Origin of the sequence: Pseudobacter sp. (genome assembly GCF_051955275.1) — a bacterium.
Taxonomy (GTDB): domain Bacteria; phylum Bacteroidota; class Bacteroidia; order Chitinophagales; family Chitinophagaceae; genus Pseudobacter.
Map to the genome: position 1 here is coordinate 1 of NZ_JBQCGW010000169.1, position 18,693 is coordinate 18,693.

19 protein-coding genes are annotated in these 18,693 nt (G+C 47.6%); 11 read left to right on the plus strand and 8 right to left on the minus strand.

Annotated elements, in window-relative coordinates; translation table 11 throughout:
* Both ACTHMC_RS14155 and ACTHMC_RS14160 read left to right on the plus strand, forming a co-directional pair.
* Positions 1-387 (plus strand): DUF4401 domain-containing protein (locus ACTHMC_RS14155; RefSeq protein ID WP_440413933.1); only part of this gene is annotated, 387 nt, incomplete at its 5' end.
* On the plus strand, positions 384-866 hold the full coding sequence (locus tag ACTHMC_RS14160; RefSeq protein ID WP_440413935.1) for a GDYXXLXY domain-containing protein: 483 nt from the start codon (positions 384-386) through the stop codon (positions 864-866). The genes ACTHMC_RS14155 and ACTHMC_RS14160, both read left to right, overlap by 4 nt.
* An 82-nt stretch (positions 867-948) precedes the next feature.
* On the opposite strand, the gene ACTHMC_RS14165 is transcribed toward ACTHMC_RS14160, so the two are convergent.
* Positions 949-1,860 (minus strand): PLP-dependent cysteine synthase family protein, encoded by a 912-nt coding sequence (locus ACTHMC_RS14165; protein WP_440413937.1) that lies wholly within the window; start codon positions 1,858-1,860, stop codon positions 949-951.
* A gap of 316 nt (positions 1,861-2,176) precedes the next feature.
* On the opposite strand from ACTHMC_RS14165, the gene ACTHMC_RS14170 reads away from it, so the two are divergent.
* From ACTHMC_RS14170 to ACTHMC_RS14190, 5 genes are all read left to right on the plus strand, one after another.
* Entirely contained in the window at positions 2,177-2,788 is a 612-nt protein-coding gene (locus tag ACTHMC_RS14170; RefSeq protein ID WP_440413939.1) for a peptidylprolyl isomerase, read from the plus strand.
* A gap of 102 nt (positions 2,789-2,890) precedes the next feature.
* Positions 2,891-3,787: a DUF1266 domain-containing protein gene (locus ACTHMC_RS14175; RefSeq protein WP_440413940.1), complete on the plus strand. Its 897-nt coding sequence runs from the start codon at positions 2,891-2,893 to the stop codon at positions 3,785-3,787.
* Between the two features lie 15 nt (positions 3,788-3,802).
* Positions 3,803-4,330: an HD domain-containing protein gene (locus ACTHMC_RS14180; protein WP_440413942.1), complete on the plus strand. Its 528-nt coding sequence runs from the start codon at positions 3,803-3,805 to the stop codon at positions 4,328-4,330.
* A gap of 26 nt (positions 4,331-4,356) precedes the next feature.
* On the plus strand, positions 4,357-5,025 hold the full coding sequence (locus ACTHMC_RS14185; RefSeq protein WP_440413944.1) for a Crp/Fnr family transcriptional regulator: 669 nt from the start codon (positions 4,357-4,359) through the stop codon (positions 5,023-5,025).
* Between the two features lie 194 nt (positions 5,026-5,219).
* Complete coding sequence (locus tag ACTHMC_RS14190; protein WP_440413946.1) at positions 5,220-8,291, plus strand: RCC1 domain-containing protein; 3,072 nt, start codon at positions 5,220-5,222, stop codon at positions 8,289-8,291.
* 89 nt (positions 8,292-8,380) lie between these two features.
* Here ACTHMC_RS14190 and ACTHMC_RS14195 read toward each other — a convergent pair whose 3' ends face one another.
* A complete protein-coding gene (locus ACTHMC_RS14195; protein WP_440413947.1) occupies positions 8,381-8,926 on the minus strand; it encodes an STM3941 family protein in 546 nt (181 codons plus the stop codon).
* A gap of 99 nt (positions 8,927-9,025) precedes the next feature.
* Between ACTHMC_RS14195 and ACTHMC_RS14200 the strand changes: the two genes are divergently transcribed.
* The 4 genes from ACTHMC_RS14200 (at position 9,026) to ygiD (ending at position 11,891) form a co-directional block, all read left to right on the plus strand.
* Positions 9,026-9,604, plus strand: coding sequence for a Crp/Fnr family transcriptional regulator (locus tag ACTHMC_RS14200; RefSeq protein ID WP_440413949.1), 579 nt, complete (start codon positions 9,026-9,028; stop codon positions 9,602-9,604).
* A 106-nt stretch (positions 9,605-9,710) separates the two neighbouring features.
* On the plus strand, positions 9,711-10,373 hold the full coding sequence (locus ACTHMC_RS14205; RefSeq protein WP_440413950.1) for an NADPH-dependent F420 reductase: 663 nt from the start codon (positions 9,711-9,713) through the stop codon (positions 10,371-10,373).
* A 28-nt stretch (positions 10,374-10,401) separates the two neighbouring features.
* Positions 10,402-10,977, plus strand: a complete 576-nt coding sequence (locus ACTHMC_RS14210) for a YceI family protein (RefSeq protein WP_440413952.1) — start codon at positions 10,402-10,404, stop codon at positions 10,975-10,977.
* A gap of 23 nt (positions 10,978-11,000) precedes the next feature.
* A complete protein-coding gene (gene ygiD / locus ACTHMC_RS14215; RefSeq protein ID WP_440413954.1) occupies positions 11,001-11,891 on the plus strand; it encodes a 4,5-DOPA dioxygenase extradiol in 891 nt (296 codons plus the stop codon).
* Here ygiD and ACTHMC_RS14220 read toward each other — a convergent pair.
* The 6 genes from ACTHMC_RS14220 to ACTHMC_RS14245 all read right to left on the minus strand — a co-directional run bounded on the left by ACTHMC_RS14220 (position 11,888) and on the right by ACTHMC_RS14245 (position 18,563).
* Complete coding sequence (locus ACTHMC_RS14220) at positions 11,888-12,880, minus strand: CARDB domain-containing protein (RefSeq protein WP_440413956.1); 993 nt, start codon at positions 12,878-12,880, stop codon at positions 11,888-11,890. The two genes, ygiD and ACTHMC_RS14220, sit on opposite strands and share 4 nt — an antisense overlap.
* Before the next feature lie 66 nt (positions 12,881-12,946).
* The gene (locus ACTHMC_RS14225; protein WP_440413958.1) at positions 12,947-13,750 is read right to left on the minus strand and encodes a hypothetical protein; all 804 of its coding nucleotides are present in this window, start codon (positions 13,748-13,750) and stop codon (positions 12,947-12,949) included.
* A 161-nt stretch (positions 13,751-13,911) separates the two neighbouring features.
* Positions 13,912-15,918, minus strand: a complete 2,007-nt coding sequence (locus ACTHMC_RS14230) for a serine hydrolase (RefSeq protein ID WP_440413960.1) — start codon at positions 15,916-15,918, stop codon at positions 13,912-13,914.
* Positions 15,919-16,002: 84 nt separating this feature from the next.
* A complete protein-coding gene (locus tag ACTHMC_RS14235; protein WP_440413962.1) occupies positions 16,003-16,455 on the minus strand; it encodes a hypothetical protein in 453 nt (150 codons plus the stop codon).
* 9 nt (positions 16,456-16,464) lie between these two features.
* Positions 16,465-17,559: a hypothetical protein gene (locus ACTHMC_RS14240; RefSeq protein ID WP_440413963.1), complete on the minus strand. Its 1,095-nt coding sequence runs from the start codon at positions 17,557-17,559 to the stop codon at positions 16,465-16,467.
* Positions 17,560-17,564: 5 nt separating this feature from the next.
* Entirely contained in the window at positions 17,565-18,563 is a 999-nt protein-coding gene (locus ACTHMC_RS14245; protein WP_440413965.1) for an SPFH domain-containing protein, read from the minus strand.
* Between the last annotated feature and the right edge of the window lie 130 nt (positions 18,564-18,693).

The following is an 18,693-nucleotide window of genomic DNA, read 5'->3' on the forward strand; positions in this document are numbered from 1 at the left end:
TGGTTCTTCCGCATTACCAGTTTCAGATGGTTCACCACTTTTTCAGCAGCGGCAGCTATTCTCTTCCTGCTTCCCCGCATCTTACAGAAACTGGATGTGAAGAATATCACACAACAGGCGCTTGCTTTTACAGCCGCCATACTGGTGTTGGCCCCTACTATCTGGGCGCCGTCCATTGCCACGGCATTACTGATTTTGCTGGCCAGCTTCCTGGTGAATTATAAAACGGGGATTGTTGCCGGCATCCTGTCACTCATCTGGTTCGTATCAGAATATTATTATTTCCTGCATTATACATTGCTGGTAAAATCATTGCTGATGATGGCCACGGGCGCCTGCTTCCTGCTGCTCTATTTTATCACTCACAAGAAACTGATGACCAAATGAAAAAATACCAACTCGTCATCATCGTTCTCAACCTGCTGCTGCTCCTCGGCCTCTACCATTATTTTGTAATGGAGAAAGAAAAAACACTGGCTAAAGGCACATTGGTATTGCTGGAACTCGCGCCGGTGGATCCCCGCTCACTGATGCAGGGTGATTATATGAATCTACGCTATGCCATCACGGAAAATGGATCGGACTCTGTGGCTCGTACCGGTTATTATGTGATCCGCCTTGATTCGGGACTGATTGCCCGAAAACTCAGAATACAACCCAATCCCCAACCATTGAACACCGGAGAACTCCTCCTTAAATATCACCAGACCTCCTGGCAACTGGCCCTGGGAGCAGAGGATTATTTCTTCCAGGAAGGTCAGGCTGAGAAATTCGACAAAGCGAAATATGGTGGCCTCCGCGTAGATGAAAAAGGCAATAGCATCCTCATCGGACTTTATAACGAAGAGAAGAAGCTCATCCAATAAGAGCACCATTTTCCAGTATTCAGAAAGCATCGGACATTCAGTTCGGCAGTGCTGCTTTCAGGTACTTATCCAATCCCGGAAACTACCGGTACAGATCCCCGTTCAGGTATTTCAATCCTGAATCCGGCAGGATGGTCACAATTTTTTTCCCGGCGCCGATGACCCTGGCCCGCTGGATAGCGGCCCATACATTGGCGCCTCCTGTGATACCGGCGCAGAGGCCCTCCGTTCTTGTAAGAAGCCTGGCCGTTTCAAAAGCATCCTCATCAGATACGGCAATGATCTCGTCTGCCAGATCGAGGCGGCAGATCGCCGGAACAAAACCCGGGCCGATCCCTTCCAGTCTGTGTTTGCCTGTTCCGCCCTTACCGCTGAGCGCCCGGAGCTGCAATGGTTCGATAGCAATGCAGCGGATGCCGGGCACTTCCTTTTTCATGATCTCGGCGTTGCCGGAAAAACTACCGCCGGTACCTACACCGTGGATGAACTCAGCAATATCATTTCCCAGCACACGGATCACCTCTGCCGCCATTTCATGGTAGGCATTGCGATTGTCAACGTTATTGAACTGATCTGTCCAGAAAGTATTGGGAGTTTTGCTCAGCGCGCGCGCTCTTTCCACCATGGCAACTGTGAGCTCATAACTGATCTTTCCATTGCCGGATGGGATCAGTTCCAGCTCTGCACCGAAGGCGCGCATGGTACGCAGTTTTTCTTCAGCAAATGCATCTGAAGAAACGAAATGCGCTTTATATCCTTTCATGGCGCAGACCATGGCCAGGGAACTGCCGGTGCTTCCGCCGGTGTATTCCACCACGCGGCCGCCAGGCTTCAGCTCACCTCTTTTTTCTGCTCCTTCGATCATGGACAGCGCCATCCTGTCTTTCATGCTTCCCGTAGGATTGGCTGCTTCAAATTTGATGAAGATCTCTGCGCAGCCGGGTTCCTGCAGCCTGACCAGCTTCAAAAGTGGGGTATTTCCGATAGGTAACATAAGAAGTGTTTAATGGCTTTTGGTTATTCTAATGTAATAATTCTGAATGGAAACGGAGATGTGAAAATCATGGGGGCTGATTACCCGGGGCCTTTCCGGCAGCCAATTTCAGCCCACAGGAAACAGAGGAAAAACTTTCCGGGCTTGCCACGCCTGAGGCCATTTTCTTGTCTTATGTCCGGTTACTACTACCCGTGAAGCCGCCATTAAAAATATTTTAACGAAGCCCCGCCGGGGGGAGCCATCGGGGTTCTGTAAAAAATAGTAACTTCAGACAGACGTCAATAACACAATGAAAAAGACTAAAAATCAGCGTATGAAACATTGCCTTTCGGCCATTATGCTATTCTTATCGGTATCGGTATTTGCGCAGGAAACCGTGGTGGAAAAGTTCCAGAAGATCACAACCATACCACAGGCCCAGGCATACATTGATGCCAATCCCCAGCTTAAACCGGCCCTTCTGAAACTGTCCGCCGGGAAAGATACCACCCTTATCGATAAGCGATTGCTCCGCCAGAAACAAGGCGATATCTTTTCGGTTGGGTATGTGACCTATAAAGTGCTGGAAGCAAAAGAATCCATCCAGTTCCGCGCCAGTTATATCTTCCTGGATGGCGGCTCCCTCTCTCCTTCAGAAGTGGAAACACTCAAGAAAGAGATCATGGGAAAAATCAATGCCGGTGAAAATTTCGCAGCCCTGTCTGACAAATACACCATGGATGGCAATAAAACCAAGGGGGATACTGATTGGTTCTATGGTGAATACAGCTTCCCCAAGGAGTTTCAGGAGGCGGTTGCCAAACATGCCAAGGGCGAGGTTTTCTTCCTGGACGTGGCAGATAAGGACTGGCATTACATTATCAAGAAAACCTATGATGATGATGTGAAAAAGGACATCACGGTACTCAGGGCAAACGGCAGATAAAAATCATCGAAATACATTAATTTTCAACGCAGATGGCACGATATTTCGTGCCTTTTGCGTTAATACCATTACCATAATCTCGTACCTAAAATCTATTCACGCATGAACCAGAATATGATTGAGCAATACCTGCAATCATTGAAAGCGATGGGACTCACGGATGAAGCCATTGCTATGTACCGCCAACAGATGGAGCAGCAGATCAACCTTACCAACCAGTGGGCAAGCCAGATGGGTGGTCAGGATTTTCAACAGCAGTTTGCGAATATGTTCAATGCAGCGCAGGAAGAAGATGATGATGAAGGCGAAGTGCAGCTCAATCCTGACAGTACACTCACACAGGCAGAACAATGGGCCATAGCCTGCGGGGCAGACCTGGCGCAACTCAATGGACAATACCTCAACGATCTTACCACCGGCTTCAGCAAACAGGAATGCCGGGATATGCTTTCCCAGTGGTGGGATATAGACAGTAAGGAAGAATTACAGGAGATGATCGAATGGCTTTTCACAGAAGGCCACCGTATTCAGTACGATACCATCTGGCAGGCCATGAACACTGTAAGCATCAAGGAAAGCAAGGCCTTCCTCCGCGAAAATGTGGCTAACAATGAGATGGAGGAAGAAACACTGCTCCAGCGCCTTCGTAATATGCGCGATGCACTGGAACTGTTCCAGGAAAATAAACTCATTGCCGCTGATACCCAACCGGAAATGCTGATCTGGGATTATGCGCGCATCATCAATCTGAGCCGCGGTGGTTTTGACGCCGGTTATTTCAACCGGGAAGAGGCACTGACCACTATCATGCGCACTGTGGATCCCATTAGAAAAATGTACAATTCCTGGAAACAATTATCTGTTTCCTACCAGTTTGCCCGCTGTGTATGGAATGGAATCCAGCCGGAAGAATTCCATGATATGATGGAAGGGATGGAAGTTTTACTGACCGATCCTCAAAGTCCATGGGTGACCATGAAATGGGATCAGGCTAAATGAGTATCTTAGGAGTCCATGGACCCCTTAAAAACAATTGAAGACCTGATGCAGGCTCACCAGCCAGTATTGGGCAAGGACTATGAGCGCTATCGCAATCATGTGCTCCGTGTTTATCTGAACTGTTTATTACTGGATCATTCAACAGAAAACAGGGAGAAATACGCCATCGCTGCTGTGTTCCATGATATCGGCATCTGGACCGATCATACATTCGATTACCTGGAACCTAGCATCGCGGAAGCGAAAAAATTCCTGGCCGTTACCGGCAAATCTGACTGGACGGATGAGATCTCCGCTATGATCTACTGGCACCATAAGATCAAAACCTACAAGGGTGATTTTGAAAAAACGGCAGAGACATTCCGGAAGGCAGACTGGATAGATGTTTCATTGGGATTGTTTTCTTATGGCGGCGATAAGAGAACGATGGCGATGTACCGTAGCCAGTTCCCGAACAAGGGTTTTCATTTCTTTCTGGTGAGACAGGCGGCTAAGAACTTTCTGAAGCATCCACTCAATCCCATTCCCGTGTTTAAAAAGTAGTATTAACTTAGTATCAAATCTTCCCTGTGGAATTTATCAGTACTATTCATTCTTCCGCTCCGGCTTCTTCCAAACAACTTGTGCCCCTGTTTCAAATGCTGAATTCGGTTCAACCGCTCAGCAAAGGCTTACAAAAATACATAGCTGGTCTGATGAAACCCAGCGAGCTCGCCAGGGGTAAGAACCTGTTGAAACCTGGTGAGGTATGCACCCATATCGTATTTATCAGTTCAGGAGCGCTTAGAGGTTACCTGAAAGAAGGAGATACGGATATCACTACATGGATCACTACGGAAAACCAGATGGCGGCAGCCATCAGCAGTTTTGTATTCCAGGCGCCCGCCATCGAATATGTGCAGGCCATTGAAGACTGCAAACTCCTTGCCTTATCTCACACAGATCTTGAAAAGATCTACGTGAAATATCCTTCTTTCAATGTAATTGCGAGAAAGATCTATGAGCAATATTATGCGGATGCGGAGAACAGGGCATTGATCACACGTTTGAAAAACGCAGATATGAAATACCAGCATTTCATTGAAAAACAAAATCATCTTGCCAACAGAATCCCCATCAAGTACATCGCTTCCTATCTGGGCATCGCCAGTGAAACCCTCAGCCGCTTGCGGGGAAAGAAGGCGGCAGCTGCAAGGGAACCGGATAAAAATGGTAAAATCAAGTCCCCGAAAAAATAACTGACATTTGTCATTTAAAGAAGGCTCCAAAAACCAGCACGTATTGCCCCAAACCGGCCATGGCAAAGCGTTGCGCCGGATATTGCGTTGGAACATGCCAATATACCTTACACAACATCGCTATCAATAACCGGCTTCCTGGTTTTGTTTTGTATATCCGGCCTTATTCCGGCAAGCAAATAAAACCTCTTATAATGACCTTTTATGCCTTTGCCATGAATACTTCGCGCTCATGGCTGCGAAAAGCACTGATCCTGATTTTACTCTTTACAACACTCCAACAAATGCAGGCGCAATGCCCCTACTATACAAAAATTGCCAGCAGCGGCGTTGGAGGAATGTTTACCATTGCGCTCAAAAGTGATGGTACGCTCTGGGCCTGGGGCTACAACAACAACGGGCAACTGGGTGACAATACTACTACAACCCGGCACAGTCCTGTACAGATCCTTCCCGGTACAACCTGGAAGGAAATAGCAGTTGGCTCTGATTTCAGCCTGGCAATCCGTAGCGATGGTACCCTTTGGACCTGGGGAAGTAACAACAGTGGCCAGCTGGGCAATAATACCCTTACCAGGAGTTTACAACCCATTCAGATAGGTACTTCCACCCTTTGGTCAAAGATCACAGGAGGATCAAATTTTTCTGCGGGCGTGATGACCGATGGTACTGCCTGGGGCTGGGGATACAATGTAGAAGGCGCAACCGGCACCGGTAGCGCTGGCAGCGTCAGAGTGCCCACCAGGATCGGCACAGCTACTGACTGGAAAACGGTATCAGCCGGTACAGAGCATTGCCTCGGCCTTAAAACAGACGGGAGCGTATGGGCCTGGGGCTCCAATTACCGGTATGCATTAGGTGATAATTCAAATGTAAACAGAAATACTCCCGTTAAAGTACATGTGCTGACGGGACAGTTCACCATGATCTCAGCAGGTTACTCCTTCAGTATGGCACTGAAAGATGATGGCACAGCCTGGTTCTGGGGAACTAATGGTGAAGCACAACATGGCAATAACCTGGTGGGCGATCGCCCCCAACCTGTTCAGATGACCAGCGTTACGGACTGGGTCTATATCAGCGCCACCGACCGGTCAGGAATGGGCATCAGGACTAATGGCACACTCTGGGCATGGGGCGACAATGGCTACGGAAGTCTGGGCACAGGGAATCAGTGGTCTCAACAAAGCCCTGTTCAAATTGGCACCAATACTAACTGGACAGCCGTTTATCATGGCAGATATTTTACATTCGGGTTACTGAATGATCTGTCTGTGCGCGCATGGGGAACCAATAATTACGGACAACTGGGCAACAATAGCACCACCAATGTTTATGCCCCCTTCATTCCATTTGCCTCACCGGCAACTGCGCTGGCACTGACCAACCAGGAAGTGACTCAAACCCAGTCAGTCAGCGGCCCGACAGATTACCAGACATCCTGCACCAATCTCATCATGACCATCACCAGGAATGGCAGCATACCGCTTACAGGAAATGTGCAGGCAAAAGTATATTTTGATAATGCCCCTGCTACCAGGCATGTGATCAGGCATTACGAGATCAGGCCCATCAGTAACAATTATTCTTCAACGGCCCGGGTAAAATTTTACTTTACGCAAAATGATTTCGATGCTTATAATCTGCTTAACCGGGCGAAACTGCCGCTGAACCCTGCCGATGCAGAAAACTACAAATCGAACATCAGGATCGAATGCCTGAACAGTGCCAGCAGTGACAATTCCGGATCACTGACTTCATATACCAATTCCCAAACTACCTATGACCCGGTGGATTCGGATATCACCTGGAATGCAGCGTCTGTACGCTGGGAAATTACCGTGGATGTAGATCGCATGGGTGGATATTTCCTGAAAACAGAAACCCACTCACTCAGGCAATTTTATACTGCCGATCTTGCCGGTCTCGGTGGTGCTTTCCCACCCGCAGTGGCCTATTCACTCCGGAAACTCAGTAGCACATATAACAATTACGCAATCACTATCCGCAGAGCCGACGACCAGACCATGGACATCAGTTTTCTTCCTTCTGGTATGCTGGATACCAATGCCATTAAAAACTTTATTCCATCAGGCGATGGTTATGTAACAAAATGGTTTGATCAAAGCGGATATGCGCGCCACCTTACCCAACCCAATAAAACATTGCAACCCCGCATCATTTCCAATGGAGTGATTGACAGGTTCAAAACAAGCCCCGCACTGTATTTTGGTATGTCCGGTATGTCCACAGCCAAAGAAGTGATCTTTACCAATGGCACCTCCATGATCGGCACGGCATATGGACTTTCAGGTGTTCCTGCTGCATTTGTAACCAAAACAGGCACTGCATCCGGCAGCAACCAGGCACATCCCGGCCCCTTCGATTTCACCAACAATGGTGCGGAGTTCACTGTTGGCGATGCCGCTTCCACCGTTTACAATCTGATCCGTACCTCCAGTACCAATCCGGTTGCACCTGTCAACAACCAGGCAGGTCCGTCAGTGTTCAGTTTTACTATTCCCGCTACAACCGGTCAACCCTATCGTTATTACTACAATGGCTATGAACTGGCCAGTAATAATGTAGTTGCGTACAGTGATGGTGGTAACCCACTCATGGTAGGTAACAGGAATGACGGTTCCAGCAGTGGAAATTTCCTGACCCCTGAATTACTGCTCTTCAATGAATACCTGGGAGACACTGAAAGAAAGAGCGGTCAAAATAATCTCATGGCGCACTACCTGGTGGTGCCGCTTCCCGTAACCTGGAACCTGGTCCGCGGAAACCTGAACAACAACAGGCAGGCTGTATTGAACTGGCAGGTCACTGAATACAATGTGGCGAAATATGAAATTGAAAAGTCGGTGGATGCCACCAATTATAAAGTGGTGGGAACTATCAACTCCGTGGGCGACGGCCAGCATTCATATAACTTCACAGAAGCAGTAGCTTTGTCAGGATCTGCATTCTATCGTATCAGGCAATATGATCTTGATGGCAGGGCAACCTATTCAGTGGTTATCAGGCTCAGCAACAAGCCTGTGAAAAGCCTGGAAGTCCTGTATTCCGGCAACAATAATATGGTTATCCAGCTCGGTCCTGAGTTGCTGAATACTCCATTATTTCTCCTGGATATGAATGGCAGGAAATTGCAGCAACTGTCAGCAAACAGTTCTGCCATCTCACTGGACCTTTCGGCGTATCCTCCGGGAATTTACATTCTGAAAACTGCCACTGGAATAGTGGAGAAAATAAAACGTTAGCACTTACTGCTGAAATGAAGGTCCTGCATGGCTATGCCTGCAGGATCTCTTTCATTGATGGTATTCCGTGTTCCATCGATAACATACGATCAGTAGATCTTTGTTCTATCTGCCTGCCTTTCCTCAAGCATAGCGAGCAGTTCAGGAAGTTTACATTTCAATGTATTGGTGGATATGGCAATGGGAGACCCATAGTTCTTATAATTGTACTGCATCCCTTTCTTCCTCAGCACACTCTTCTGCTGATGGAGATAATATAAAGGATTGTTCACTCCAATCACCAGGAATTCCTGCTTCATCATTTTTACCGTGGAAAAATGATGAATGTCCGTCCAGGGAACAAAACCCGCAGCGAGTGCCCCGGAGTTATCGATGATGCCATTTTCATCTATCACAAAACCGGGCCTGGTATCTTTTAGCTTGAACAGATAGAGTGCGCCAAGAGCAGCAAAGACAACAACAGAGGCAATACCCACCAGGTACCTGAGAACGGGTAAGCTTAACGGCCCTCTGGCAGTCACATTTTCATTCAGCAGGATCCATACACCGGCTGCTACAAATACGATACTGGTCACAAGGCCTTTCACCAGTTTTCCTTTACTTAAGGGAATCTCAATCACTTTCTGTTGCTGCATAACAAAGCAAAATATAAAATCTCCTGCAACAATGAAAGTAAACATTAATTACTGAGATGTTCGCATCTTTGCAACAGGCTAAAACCGGGCCTGCCAGTTATGTACGAAGTATTCCTTGAACATATCAACAGGAAAGTGCCGCTTACGGAAGAGGATCAGGCCATCATCAAAACCTATCTTACTCCCAAAAAAGTACGGCGCAAACAATACCTGCTGCAGGAAGGCGATGTGTGCAAGAATATCTTTTTTGTAGAAAAAGGCGCATTGCGCGTATATAGCCTGGATGAAAGCGGCCGCGAGCATATCCTTCAGTTTGCGCTGGAAGGATGGGCTATCTCCGATCTCTACAGTTTTCTCACCGGAGAGCCTGCCACCTACACCATCGATGCCATCGAGGATTCCGAACTGGTGATGGTGAGCAAATCAGCCCATGAGGAACTGCTCAAAAAAGTACGCAGCTATGAAACCTTTACCAGGCTCAATATCACAGGCGCTTACCTGGCCATGCAGAGAAGGCTCACCAGTACCATCAGCGCCACCCTGGAAGAAAGGTACGAAGCCTTTGTAGCCCTCTACCCCCATATTGCTGAACGGGTGCCCCAGCATATGATCGCTTCTTATCTTGGGCTTACCCCCGAAACCCTGAGCCGGGTCCGTAAAAGGATGTCGAAGAAATAAATAACTGATATTTCCATTGATCGGGATCAATGGTTTTTCTTGTTCTGACGCAATGGAGTATGGCAATACTGTGTGGTATTTTTGCATTGTCTAAAAAGAAAAGATCATGAAGACGAAGCAGACCATCGCCATCATCGGCGCATCCGGAAATATGGGATCAGCCATTGCCAGAAGCCTGGCCGGCGGCAATTACCGCTTACTCCTGTATTCCACCCATAAAGAAAAAACAGCCGTAGTACTGCAATCTATCCATACTGCCAACCCCAACGCAGAAGCGGAATCACTGGAATGCTCCACGCAGGCATCCTGGGAAGCGGATATCATCATACTGGCAGTTCCCTATGCCGCAGAAAAAGAAGTGGCGGAAAAGATCAGGGAAGTAGCGAACCAGAAGATCGTGATCAGTATTTCCAATCCGCTCAATGAAACTTACACAGGTCTGGTGACAGCACCCGGATCCAGCGCCGGCGAGGAATTACAGCAACTCCTGCCCCATTCCAAAGTAGTGAAGGCATTCAATACTACCTATGCCGCGGATTTTGCAATACCCATCATCGACGGAAAGCAGGTGGATGGCTTCATTGCAGGCAATGATGAGGAAGCATTGCAGACTGTAAAGCATATAGTAGCAACGGCAGGATTCAACCCCGTTATTGCAGGCGACCTGAGTGTCAGCCGTACACTGGAAAGCATGCAGTCCCTGCTCATTTCGCTGACCATCAAAAACGGGTACAACTGGCATGCAGGCTGGAAACTGCTCCACAACTAAATTCTTTTATTATTTAAAACATACGACCATGAAGAAACTATTCTTTATCGCAGCAGCATTTGCCACATTATCGGCATTCACTATTCTCAGCGCTACTTGGAAAAATGATCCGGCGCATTCTCAGCTCACCTTCACCGTAACACACCTGGGTGTAAGTGATGTAACGGGTACTTTCAATGACTTTTCAGTAACTGTTGAATCAGCAAAACCGGACTTCAGCGATGCCGTATTCATACTCTCAGCCAAAACAGCCAGCATCAATACCCGTGTGGAGATGCGTGACAATCACCTGAAAAGCCCCGACTTCTTTGATGTTGAGAAATATCCAACCCTGGATTTCAAAAGCACAGGACTTCAGCGCGCAGGCAAGAACAAATTCAAGCTCAGCGGCAACCTCACCTTACATGGTGTGACCAGGCCAGTAACACTCGACCTGGAATACAGGGGCACTACCGAGAATCCGATGAGTAAGAAAGCAACCGCCGGATTCCAGCTCACGGGTACTATCAAACGCTCAGACTTTGCTATTGGCACCAAGTTCCCTGACCAGATGGTGAGCGATGTGGTCCGCATCAAAGCTGACGGAGAGTTCACTCAACAATAAATACGGATCCTGAAAAGGATGATATGGAAAGAAAAGATTTTTTAAAAACAATGATGATGGGAGCAGCGGGAATGACCGGATTACCGGCCTGGAATCAGTTTACCAGCGGGTTGAAGGATCAGGAGAGGCTGATGCCTGTGTTGTTCGTAGGTCATGGCTCACCCATGAATGGGATCGGGGATAATGAGTTTTCTGCGAAGTGGAAAGCCATGGCGAAGGATATCCCCAGGCCTGTAGCTGTGCTGGTGGTGTCTGCACACTGGTTCACCCGCGGCACCCGCATCACTGCCATGGATTTCCCCAAGACCATCCATGATTTCGGAGGATTTCCACAAGCACTGTTCGATGTTCAGTACAAAGCACCCGGTCATCCGGCACTGGCTGCAGAAACAGCGCAGCTGCTGCATTCAGCGCATGTGGAGCTGGATCACGACTGGGGCCTCGATCACGGCGCCTGGACCATCACCCGGCATATGTATCCTGATGCAGATATTCCCGTAATGCAATTGAGCATCGATTACACCAAACCACCTCGGTTTCATTACGAGCTCGCAAAGGAATTATATGCATTGCGCAAGAAAGGAATACTGATCATGGGGAGCGGCAATATGGTGCATAACCTTCGGATGATTGCCTGGGATAAAATGGACCAGCCCGAATATGGCTATGACTGGGCCTTACAGATCAACGATAAGATGAAGCAATATATCAGGTCAGGTGATCATGATCAACTGATCCGGTATACAGCCATGGGAAGGGAAGCTGAATTGGCAATCCCTACACCCGAGCATTACCTTCCCCTGCTGTATACCCTTGGTTTAAAAGGAACGAAAGATGAAGTATCATTCTTCAATGATAAAGCAGTAGGCGGATCGTTGACCATGACATCGGTGAAACTGGATACGGCCGTTTAGTACCCTGCGCGAATATTTATTCTGAAATCGTTGTTGGCCTCATTGCCTTCATCGATGTCTTTGATAGAGTCAACCGTAAGATAGTATTGGTAAGCCTGCCCGTACGTCAATGAATTGGCGGCATTGGCAGCTACGATATAAGAACCTCTTACAATTTCTCCGGGAGGAATGGTTTTGCCCGTATAAGCAACCGTGGGATAACTGGCCATGCGCTCAGGGCCAATTTCCTCTCTCACTCTCCCGAACATGCGGATGCCGTTGCTGGAAATAGTGGCGGCGCCGGCGCCGATATTCTTGATTGTGAAAGAAACCTCATAGCTGCCATCAGGCTTCCTCACCATGCTGGCAGCTGTGATCACCAGGTCTGGCTTAGGTTGAGCAGGAGGTGGCGCCTGCTGTGCGGGTGGAGTGGGCCCGGATGTTGGAGGCGGCGCTTTATAATCCACACGTGTTCCTTTTAAATTCATCGGGTTTGTTTTCTCTCCCCCTGGTGTGACAGGCTTTACCTCCGCCATCATATCTTTAAAACCAGTGAAGGTATATTCAGCGATATTGTTGTTCTCATTGGTCTCCGGCACTTTATTGGCCTCATCCACCTTCAAACGGTAAGTGTAGTTCCAGTTCTTATACACATTGTCTTCACTGCAACCCAGGATGCCCTTGTATTCGTTGCCGGGATTCAGTACACCTTCATACATCAGGGTGATGGCCCCGGCGGCCCTGATCAGTTTACCGGTATTGTCTATCAGGTTTCCCTGCATCACCACTTCTTTCAGGTCAACAGGCTCAGTGCCCACATTCATTACAGAGTAGGAAAACCGGAAAACTCCATTTTTGAATTCCATCCCATTGATCACAACGGTAAGGTCTTTGCCCTGAACGGGTCCGGTCATTTTTATGGGCGTACCGGCGGGTGGCCTGGTATTGGTTTTGATCTGTGCAAAGCCTGCAAAGGGTAAGGCAAGAAGCAGGAAAAGAAACTGGCGCATGGTAATTTGTTTGAGCCATAAAAATAGCTGCATTACCAGGTGGTTTACATCCCTTAAAAAAGGGATTTATGGATAATAGGAATAGCTGGAATTGGAAATGAACTGTTCCCCGTCACGGGGACCTCCAAGCATGGTTACCACTCCCCGGCGGGTAAGCGGCAGCTTTTTTTCATTGTAGCTGTAGGTATAATCTACCTGGTAATTAAGCGCGGTGTTACTGAATAGCAGCTTACCGGGATTGTTCTTCTGCAGCATCACCTGCAGGTAAAGGAGAAGGTGATCGCTATTCCCATCGTCATGCAAAAGGGCAAATCCTCCTGCATTCACTTTATCATCGTACTGGCTGAACTCACTGGTATTACTGCTTTCCGGGCGACCATTCACCGCATGTTTCAGATCGGAGATCTTTGCCACATTGCCATCTTCATAGTAAGCAAAGTTCAAGGTCCTTTCCAACGCCAGCCCTCCGGCCGTTTCAAGCTTCCATTGTGCTGTAAGGAGCCTTCCATTGTGGTAGGAAAAAGAGCAGTAGCGGAAAGTGCCGGTTTCATTGATATAGCGCACCATATCCGGCAGCCCGTCTTTGTTGTAGGAGTAACGGAGCGTATCCTTGTTCACCGCTGTATTACTCCTCATTTCTGCAATCTTTCCATTGGAATACAACACATCATACATCAATAAGCCTGACCCGAAAGAGGCAAAACTTACTTCGTTCTTCTCGTTGTATTTGAAATGATAATAGGGAGAAGGCAGGTTGTTAACAGTGAAATCCTTCAGCAGCACAGGCTGTGGCGTATCTGGCGGCGGATCGGGGAAATTGTTATTCCTGTTTTTCTTACAGGCCAATACTCCCAGGGCAATCAGCATCATAAACAGGCAAGTTCTTGGTATGCGCATCCGGACAGGTTTTAATATGTTCCTGTAATATCGGAACAAAGCCTGTACAGGTTGCCTTATTATTCCGGACCATACAAAAATCGGGTTAAATCACCCAGACGGGGAACTGAAGTGGCCCTTGTTTATGAAAGTGTTTACTCTTTTCCTTCCACCAGCAATTTCCGCATCGCATCCAGCATAAAATAGGAAGTGTTGGCATTGGTGAAAACAATATATCCCATCTTCAGGTCTTTGTACACTTCAAACTGGCAGCGGAAATCTCCATTGTTGCCGCCATGCCCGAAAGATTTTCCATAAGGCGTTTCTCTTATTTCGAGGCTGATGCCCATATAGGAAGGATAGCGTGGCTGGGGGTCGCCCGGATCAAATTTGAAATCGGAATGTTTGGTGAACATGGAATCATAGGTGGCGGCGCTCAGCCCTTTCTGATCCAGCATATATTGCATGAACCTGGTGAATATTTTGGCCTCGGTGTGCATTGACCAGGCCATGCCCGGTGCATCCGGCAACGGATCATAAGTAGGTAACCGGTCGTAATGCCCATTTGACACAACCCTTTTCAGCGTATCATTACCGGTGAAGAAAGTATGGTACAATCCCATCGGCTCAATCACTTCTTCTTTCAAAACCTGCTCCACTTTTTTACCGGTGATCTTTTCTACCACCATCTTGAGGTATTCAAAACCTTCACCGGAATAGTTATAATCTGTACCCGGTGTGAACATAATGTTCAGTTTATTATCCTTGTTCATCCAGCGCCAGTTGGGGAAACCGGTGCGGTGTGTCAGCACATGTTTGCCGGTGATGAGCTTATATCGCTCATCATATTCAATATCCTTGTAAGGAAGGTATTCATAAAGTGGCTTATCCAGATCAATGATACCTCGTTCCGCCAGTCTTTGTACCGCAAAAGAAAAAACAGGTTTGGTAATACTGGCCGCTTCAAACAATGTGCTGGAATCTACTTTCTCCTGCGTAACTGCGTTCTTGTATCCATACGTTTTGTAATAAACGATCTTACCATCTTTGATCAATGCGAGCGACACACCGGGAATGCCATAATACTCCTGATAGATTTTGATGAAATCATCCAGCTGTTTTCCGGAGGCTGCATTGAAATCATGGAGGATCCCTTTTGCAGGAAGCAGATCAGGAACAGGTGAGCCGGACAAGGTGAAGCCTGGTACATGCGTCTGCTGATTGGCAGTTGCCTGAATGCTGACAGGTTTATGGTTGGTAGCAAAAAGGGTGTCGTTTGCGTAATAATAAGGCTCAGGGAAGCTGACAGTGTATTTTCCTGCGGGAACAGTTGCAGAATAGTTTCCGTTACTATCAATGGAGGCAGCTACCCAGGTTTTTGACTGCTGAACAGACCGGATCATCACGGCGTGGGGAAACCGGACTTTCACAGGCCTGTCCCATTTCACATTACCTGAAACCGTTGCCAGTGGCTGAGCCTGAGGCATCAGGATAATATCCCCCAGGCTTTTGGCATTGCGGTATTTCATTTCACCTGTGCCCCAGCCATTGATGGTGAAGTTCCCGTTGGCATCCTTATCAAAGACATTGAAGTCGAGCCCGATGGATTTCCCCACTGCGAACTGATCCCCCAGTTCGATTCGCCATTCATAAATCCGTGTATTTCCATTTTGCACATGAGCCACTTTCATCAGATCCCAGCTGGCGGCTTTCGCAAACGGATCGTATTGTGACTGATTGGTATTGCGTAATTTCTGGCTGTACATGAAACTGGCCACGCCCGACCCGAAGCTCAGGTGAGTGGCATCCAGGCAAAGTTCCAGGCAGTCCTGCGTATTCCAGGCCACGCTGGCAGAAGTATCTTCTACAAAATCATTATCGGTAATGGTGAAGGCCAGGTAGAGTGCGCGTTCTTCGGTACGGTAGCCCACCTGGAAATAGCCGGAGAAATCTTCCTTACTGGTTGGCCTTGCGGCAGACAGTGTACTGATATTGTATTTCACGGTATTGGCCGGCCAATCGGATAAATTTCCATCGATGGTGATCTTACCCAGTGGACGGGCATGCGCGATCTTTCCATTATGAGCCCTGAGGGCTGTACTGTTAACAATGAGGAGGCCCAGGATGCAAATGGCTTTGCCCGTGAATTGCAACAAGTTCATAGCGGAAGGTTTTAGTACGGAATAAGAGACGCATGAACAGACAGAATGTTACAGCTGAGTCAGGCTTTTATTCCAGTAGGCCTTCTACATAAACTCCAGTTCTGGCTCATTCAGCTCTGTGGCAATTACCTTTTTGATTGGATAATAGACCAGGGTGATCCCCAATTCAGCGATCATCAGGTATAAAAAGGAGTTCTTGCCGCCCAGCAGCCAGAATGCTGCCGTAACAACAACACTGATCACATGAAAGATCAGTCTTGATTTGAAGCGCTTTTCAAACATGGAGATCTTTGTTGGCCAGTCCTTTGTTTCGCGGATGACCTGCAACTCTTTTTTACTTTTCTGGCTTCTCCACATGCTGACCAGCACCAGTGCTATGAGAAAAATAAAGCTGCCTTTTGAATTGCCGTTTGCCCTGATGCCAAGGTTGGCAGCTATAATAAGGCTGGCTCCGAAAATCGTAATCACCGCAACAAGGCAATAAATAAAATAAGTCTTGAGCGGTTTCAGATCGAGAATGGGTTGATCGAGATTCATGGGCCAAAATTAATTGCCTTGCACCAAAAAGAAGATTAAAACGATCACTATAATAATTGCCAGTACCAGCAAGGCCACTTTCATGGCTGATACGGGCTTCTTGCCGTGGATCCTGCCGGTCTGCCCGTTTACCAGAAAATGATAAGGCTTATTCTTATACATATAAGAACATAACCATATCGGTAAGAGGATATGCTTGTAGGTTTGTTGTGTAAAAAAGGATTCCACCTCCAATCCTCTGTACGTATCTATCCGGCACAGATCAGCGCAGGCCTCATGGATAGCTTCGTTCATGATCTGCTCCGCTTTTTCATAACCCTGGTTCACGGGAATATCGTATACGTCCGCTTTCCAGCCGGAGAGGTACTGTGCATCAAAATTCACCAGCTCTTCCAGCTGGTAAGGAAAGATACTTTCATATTCCTGCTGCGACAATTCCGTTGCGCCGCCGATCAGGATATCATCAAAGAAATGCGTGTAAGTGCCGCTGCGCGGGATCCATTCCGTATGCTGCACCTGGCGCGATTGCCGCTTTCCCTGGCTGTCTGTATAATATTCGGTTACATAATAATACCTGCCGCCATAACCACTCCAGTTGCTGGTGGTTTGCGCATCGTAGGTCCAGAAGGGAAGATAAATGCCATGAAGATTATTCTGCCGCGCCAGTTCCTGCAGGTCATTGGGCCTGAACCAGCCTTTGCCCAACCAGGATTTGAAGATGTCTACCGATTGTTGATAATCGATCCTGAAGGGCACCATACCTGAAGGCTGGATGATCCGGGTTTTGTAAGCAACAGGGTTTACCACTTCATAATTGCAGAAGCTGCAAATGAAGGTGGGCGTTTCATTGGTGAATACAGACTGTGAGCCACAGCGGTTGCACTTGTACACCTGCTGCTCGATGGTAACTGCCGTGTCATCAGTAGCTCCGTTCAGTTGCTGCCGGAGATTATTCTCTTTGATGAGGTTGGTGGCCTTATCGATGGCTACTTCTGTGCCACAGTGCTCACAGACCAGGTTCTGGTGCTTAGGGCTGAAATGCAGTTGTGAATTGCAACCAGGGCAGGGGAAAAGTAGTAACGATGCTGTTGATGTAGCTTCCATGAAAATTACAACTTACCTAAGATCTCTGCTTTCTTCTGATTGAACTCTTCTTCAGTAAGGATGCCCTGAGCTTTCAGTTCTCCTAACTGTTTCAGGATATCCATCAGTTTTTGTTTATCGTTCGGATCGGCCGCGGGTGTATTGCCGGCATTCGGTTGCTGTTGTTGCTGCAGCAGGTTGGTGAGCACCACTCCTGCCCCGATGCCTGCTGTACCGGCCGCTCCGGGATTATTGGCGAGTTGTTCCAGGGCAATACCACCCTGCATCTGGTTGAACTGGTTCAGCTTATTGTTAAGCATGTTCAGCTGTGTGGTCTTGTCGAGCATCTTTTCCACTTCTTCCGGAACGGATACATTCTCGATATAGAACTGACCGAGCTCGATGCCCCAGATATCGAATTCTTTCTGGAAGAGCGGTTTCAGCTTTTCTCCGATCTCGGTGAAATTGGCAGCCAGATCGAGTACAGAGATCTTTGCTTCTGCAAGGCCTTCAGCCAGTTTACTGGAAATGATATTGCGGAGTTGTTCGCTAATACTTTCCACACGTACCCAGGGATGAGTACCTGCAAATTCCTTGATGAACTTTTTGGGATCGATCACACGCATGGTATAGGAACCGAATGATCTAAGTCTTACCTGGCCAAACTCACTGTCGCGCACGATCACCGGGTTGGAAGTACCCCATTTCAGATTGGTGAACTGTTTGGTATTGACAAAGTACACATCTACTTTGAAGGGGGAATCGAAGAGATATTTCCAGGACTTCAGGGTAGTAGTGATGGGCATATTGCTGGTGGTAAGCTCGTGCCTGCCGGGGATGTACACATCGCCGAATTCGCCTTCATTCATCAGCACCACCACCTGCGATTCACGAACGGTCAACTGTGCGCCATTCATGATCTTGTTGCCTTTGTCGGGGAATTTATACAATACGGTGTCAGGGGTATCATCTACCCAGTCAATTACCTCTATAAATTCGTTCTTGATGAAATCAAACAGTCCCATATTGATGGATTTATGGAAGAAAGATAATATTTATTTAGTTAGTAGGGATTGTTGTGAAAAAATTACGACTCAGCTGCAATTGAGCATTTGAATTCCTTTGTAAATTAGGGAGAATAAGCTCAAATTATGA

Coding starts and splice junctions, on each gene's coding strand:
- ACTHMC_RS14160 (WP_440413935.1), top strand. CDS start 384: ATGAAAAAATACCAACTCGTCATCATCGTTCTCAACCTGCTGCTGCTC.
- ACTHMC_RS14165 (WP_440413937.1), bottom strand. CDS start 1,860: ATGTTACCTATCGGAAATACCCCACTTTTGAAGCTGGTCAGGCTGCAG.
- ACTHMC_RS14170 (WP_440413939.1), top strand. CDS start 2,177: ATGAAACATTGCCTTTCGGCCATTATGCTATTCTTATCGGTATCGGTA.
- ACTHMC_RS14175 (WP_440413940.1), top strand. CDS start 2,891: ATGAACCAGAATATGATTGAGCAATACCTGCAATCATTGAAAGCGATG.
- ACTHMC_RS14180 (WP_440413942.1), top strand. CDS start 3,803: ATGGACCCCTTAAAAACAATTGAAGACCTGATGCAGGCTCACCAGCCA.
- ACTHMC_RS14190 (WP_440413946.1), top strand. CDS start 5,220: ATGACCTTTTATGCCTTTGCCATGAATACTTCGCGCTCATGGCTGCGA.
- ACTHMC_RS14195 (WP_440413947.1), bottom strand. CDS start 8,926: ATGCAGCAACAGAAAGTGATTGAGATTCCCTTAAGTAAAGGAAAACTG.
- ACTHMC_RS14200 (WP_440413949.1), top strand. CDS start 9,026: ATGTACGAAGTATTCCTTGAACATATCAACAGGAAAGTGCCGCTTACG.
- ACTHMC_RS14205 (WP_440413950.1), top strand. CDS start 9,711: ATGAAGACGAAGCAGACCATCGCCATCATCGGCGCATCCGGAAATATG.
- ACTHMC_RS14210 (WP_440413952.1), top strand. CDS start 10,402: ATGAAGAAACTATTCTTTATCGCAGCAGCATTTGCCACATTATCGGCA.
- ygiD (WP_440413954.1), top strand. CDS start 11,001: ATGGAAAGAAAAGATTTTTTAAAAACAATGATGATGGGAGCAGCGGGA.
- ACTHMC_RS14220 (WP_440413956.1), bottom strand. CDS start 12,880: ATGCGCCAGTTTCTTTTCCTGCTTCTTGCCTTACCCTTTGCAGGCTTT.
- ACTHMC_RS14225 (WP_440413958.1), bottom strand. CDS start 13,750: ATGATGCTGATTGCCCTGGGAGTATTGGCCTGTAAGAAAAACAGGAAT.
- ACTHMC_RS14230 (WP_440413960.1), bottom strand. CDS start 15,918: ATGAACTTGTTGCAATTCACGGGCAAAGCCATTTGCATCCTGGGCCTC.
- ACTHMC_RS14235 (WP_440413962.1), bottom strand. CDS start 16,455: ATGAATCTCGATCAACCCATTCTCGATCTGAAACCGCTCAAGACTTAT.
- ACTHMC_RS14240 (WP_440413963.1), bottom strand. CDS start 17,559: ATGGAAGCTACATCAACAGCATCGTTACTACTTTTCCCCTGCCCTGGT.
- ACTHMC_RS14245 (WP_440413965.1), bottom strand. CDS start 18,563: ATGGGACTGTTTGATTTCATCAAGAACGAATTTATAGAGGTAATTGAC.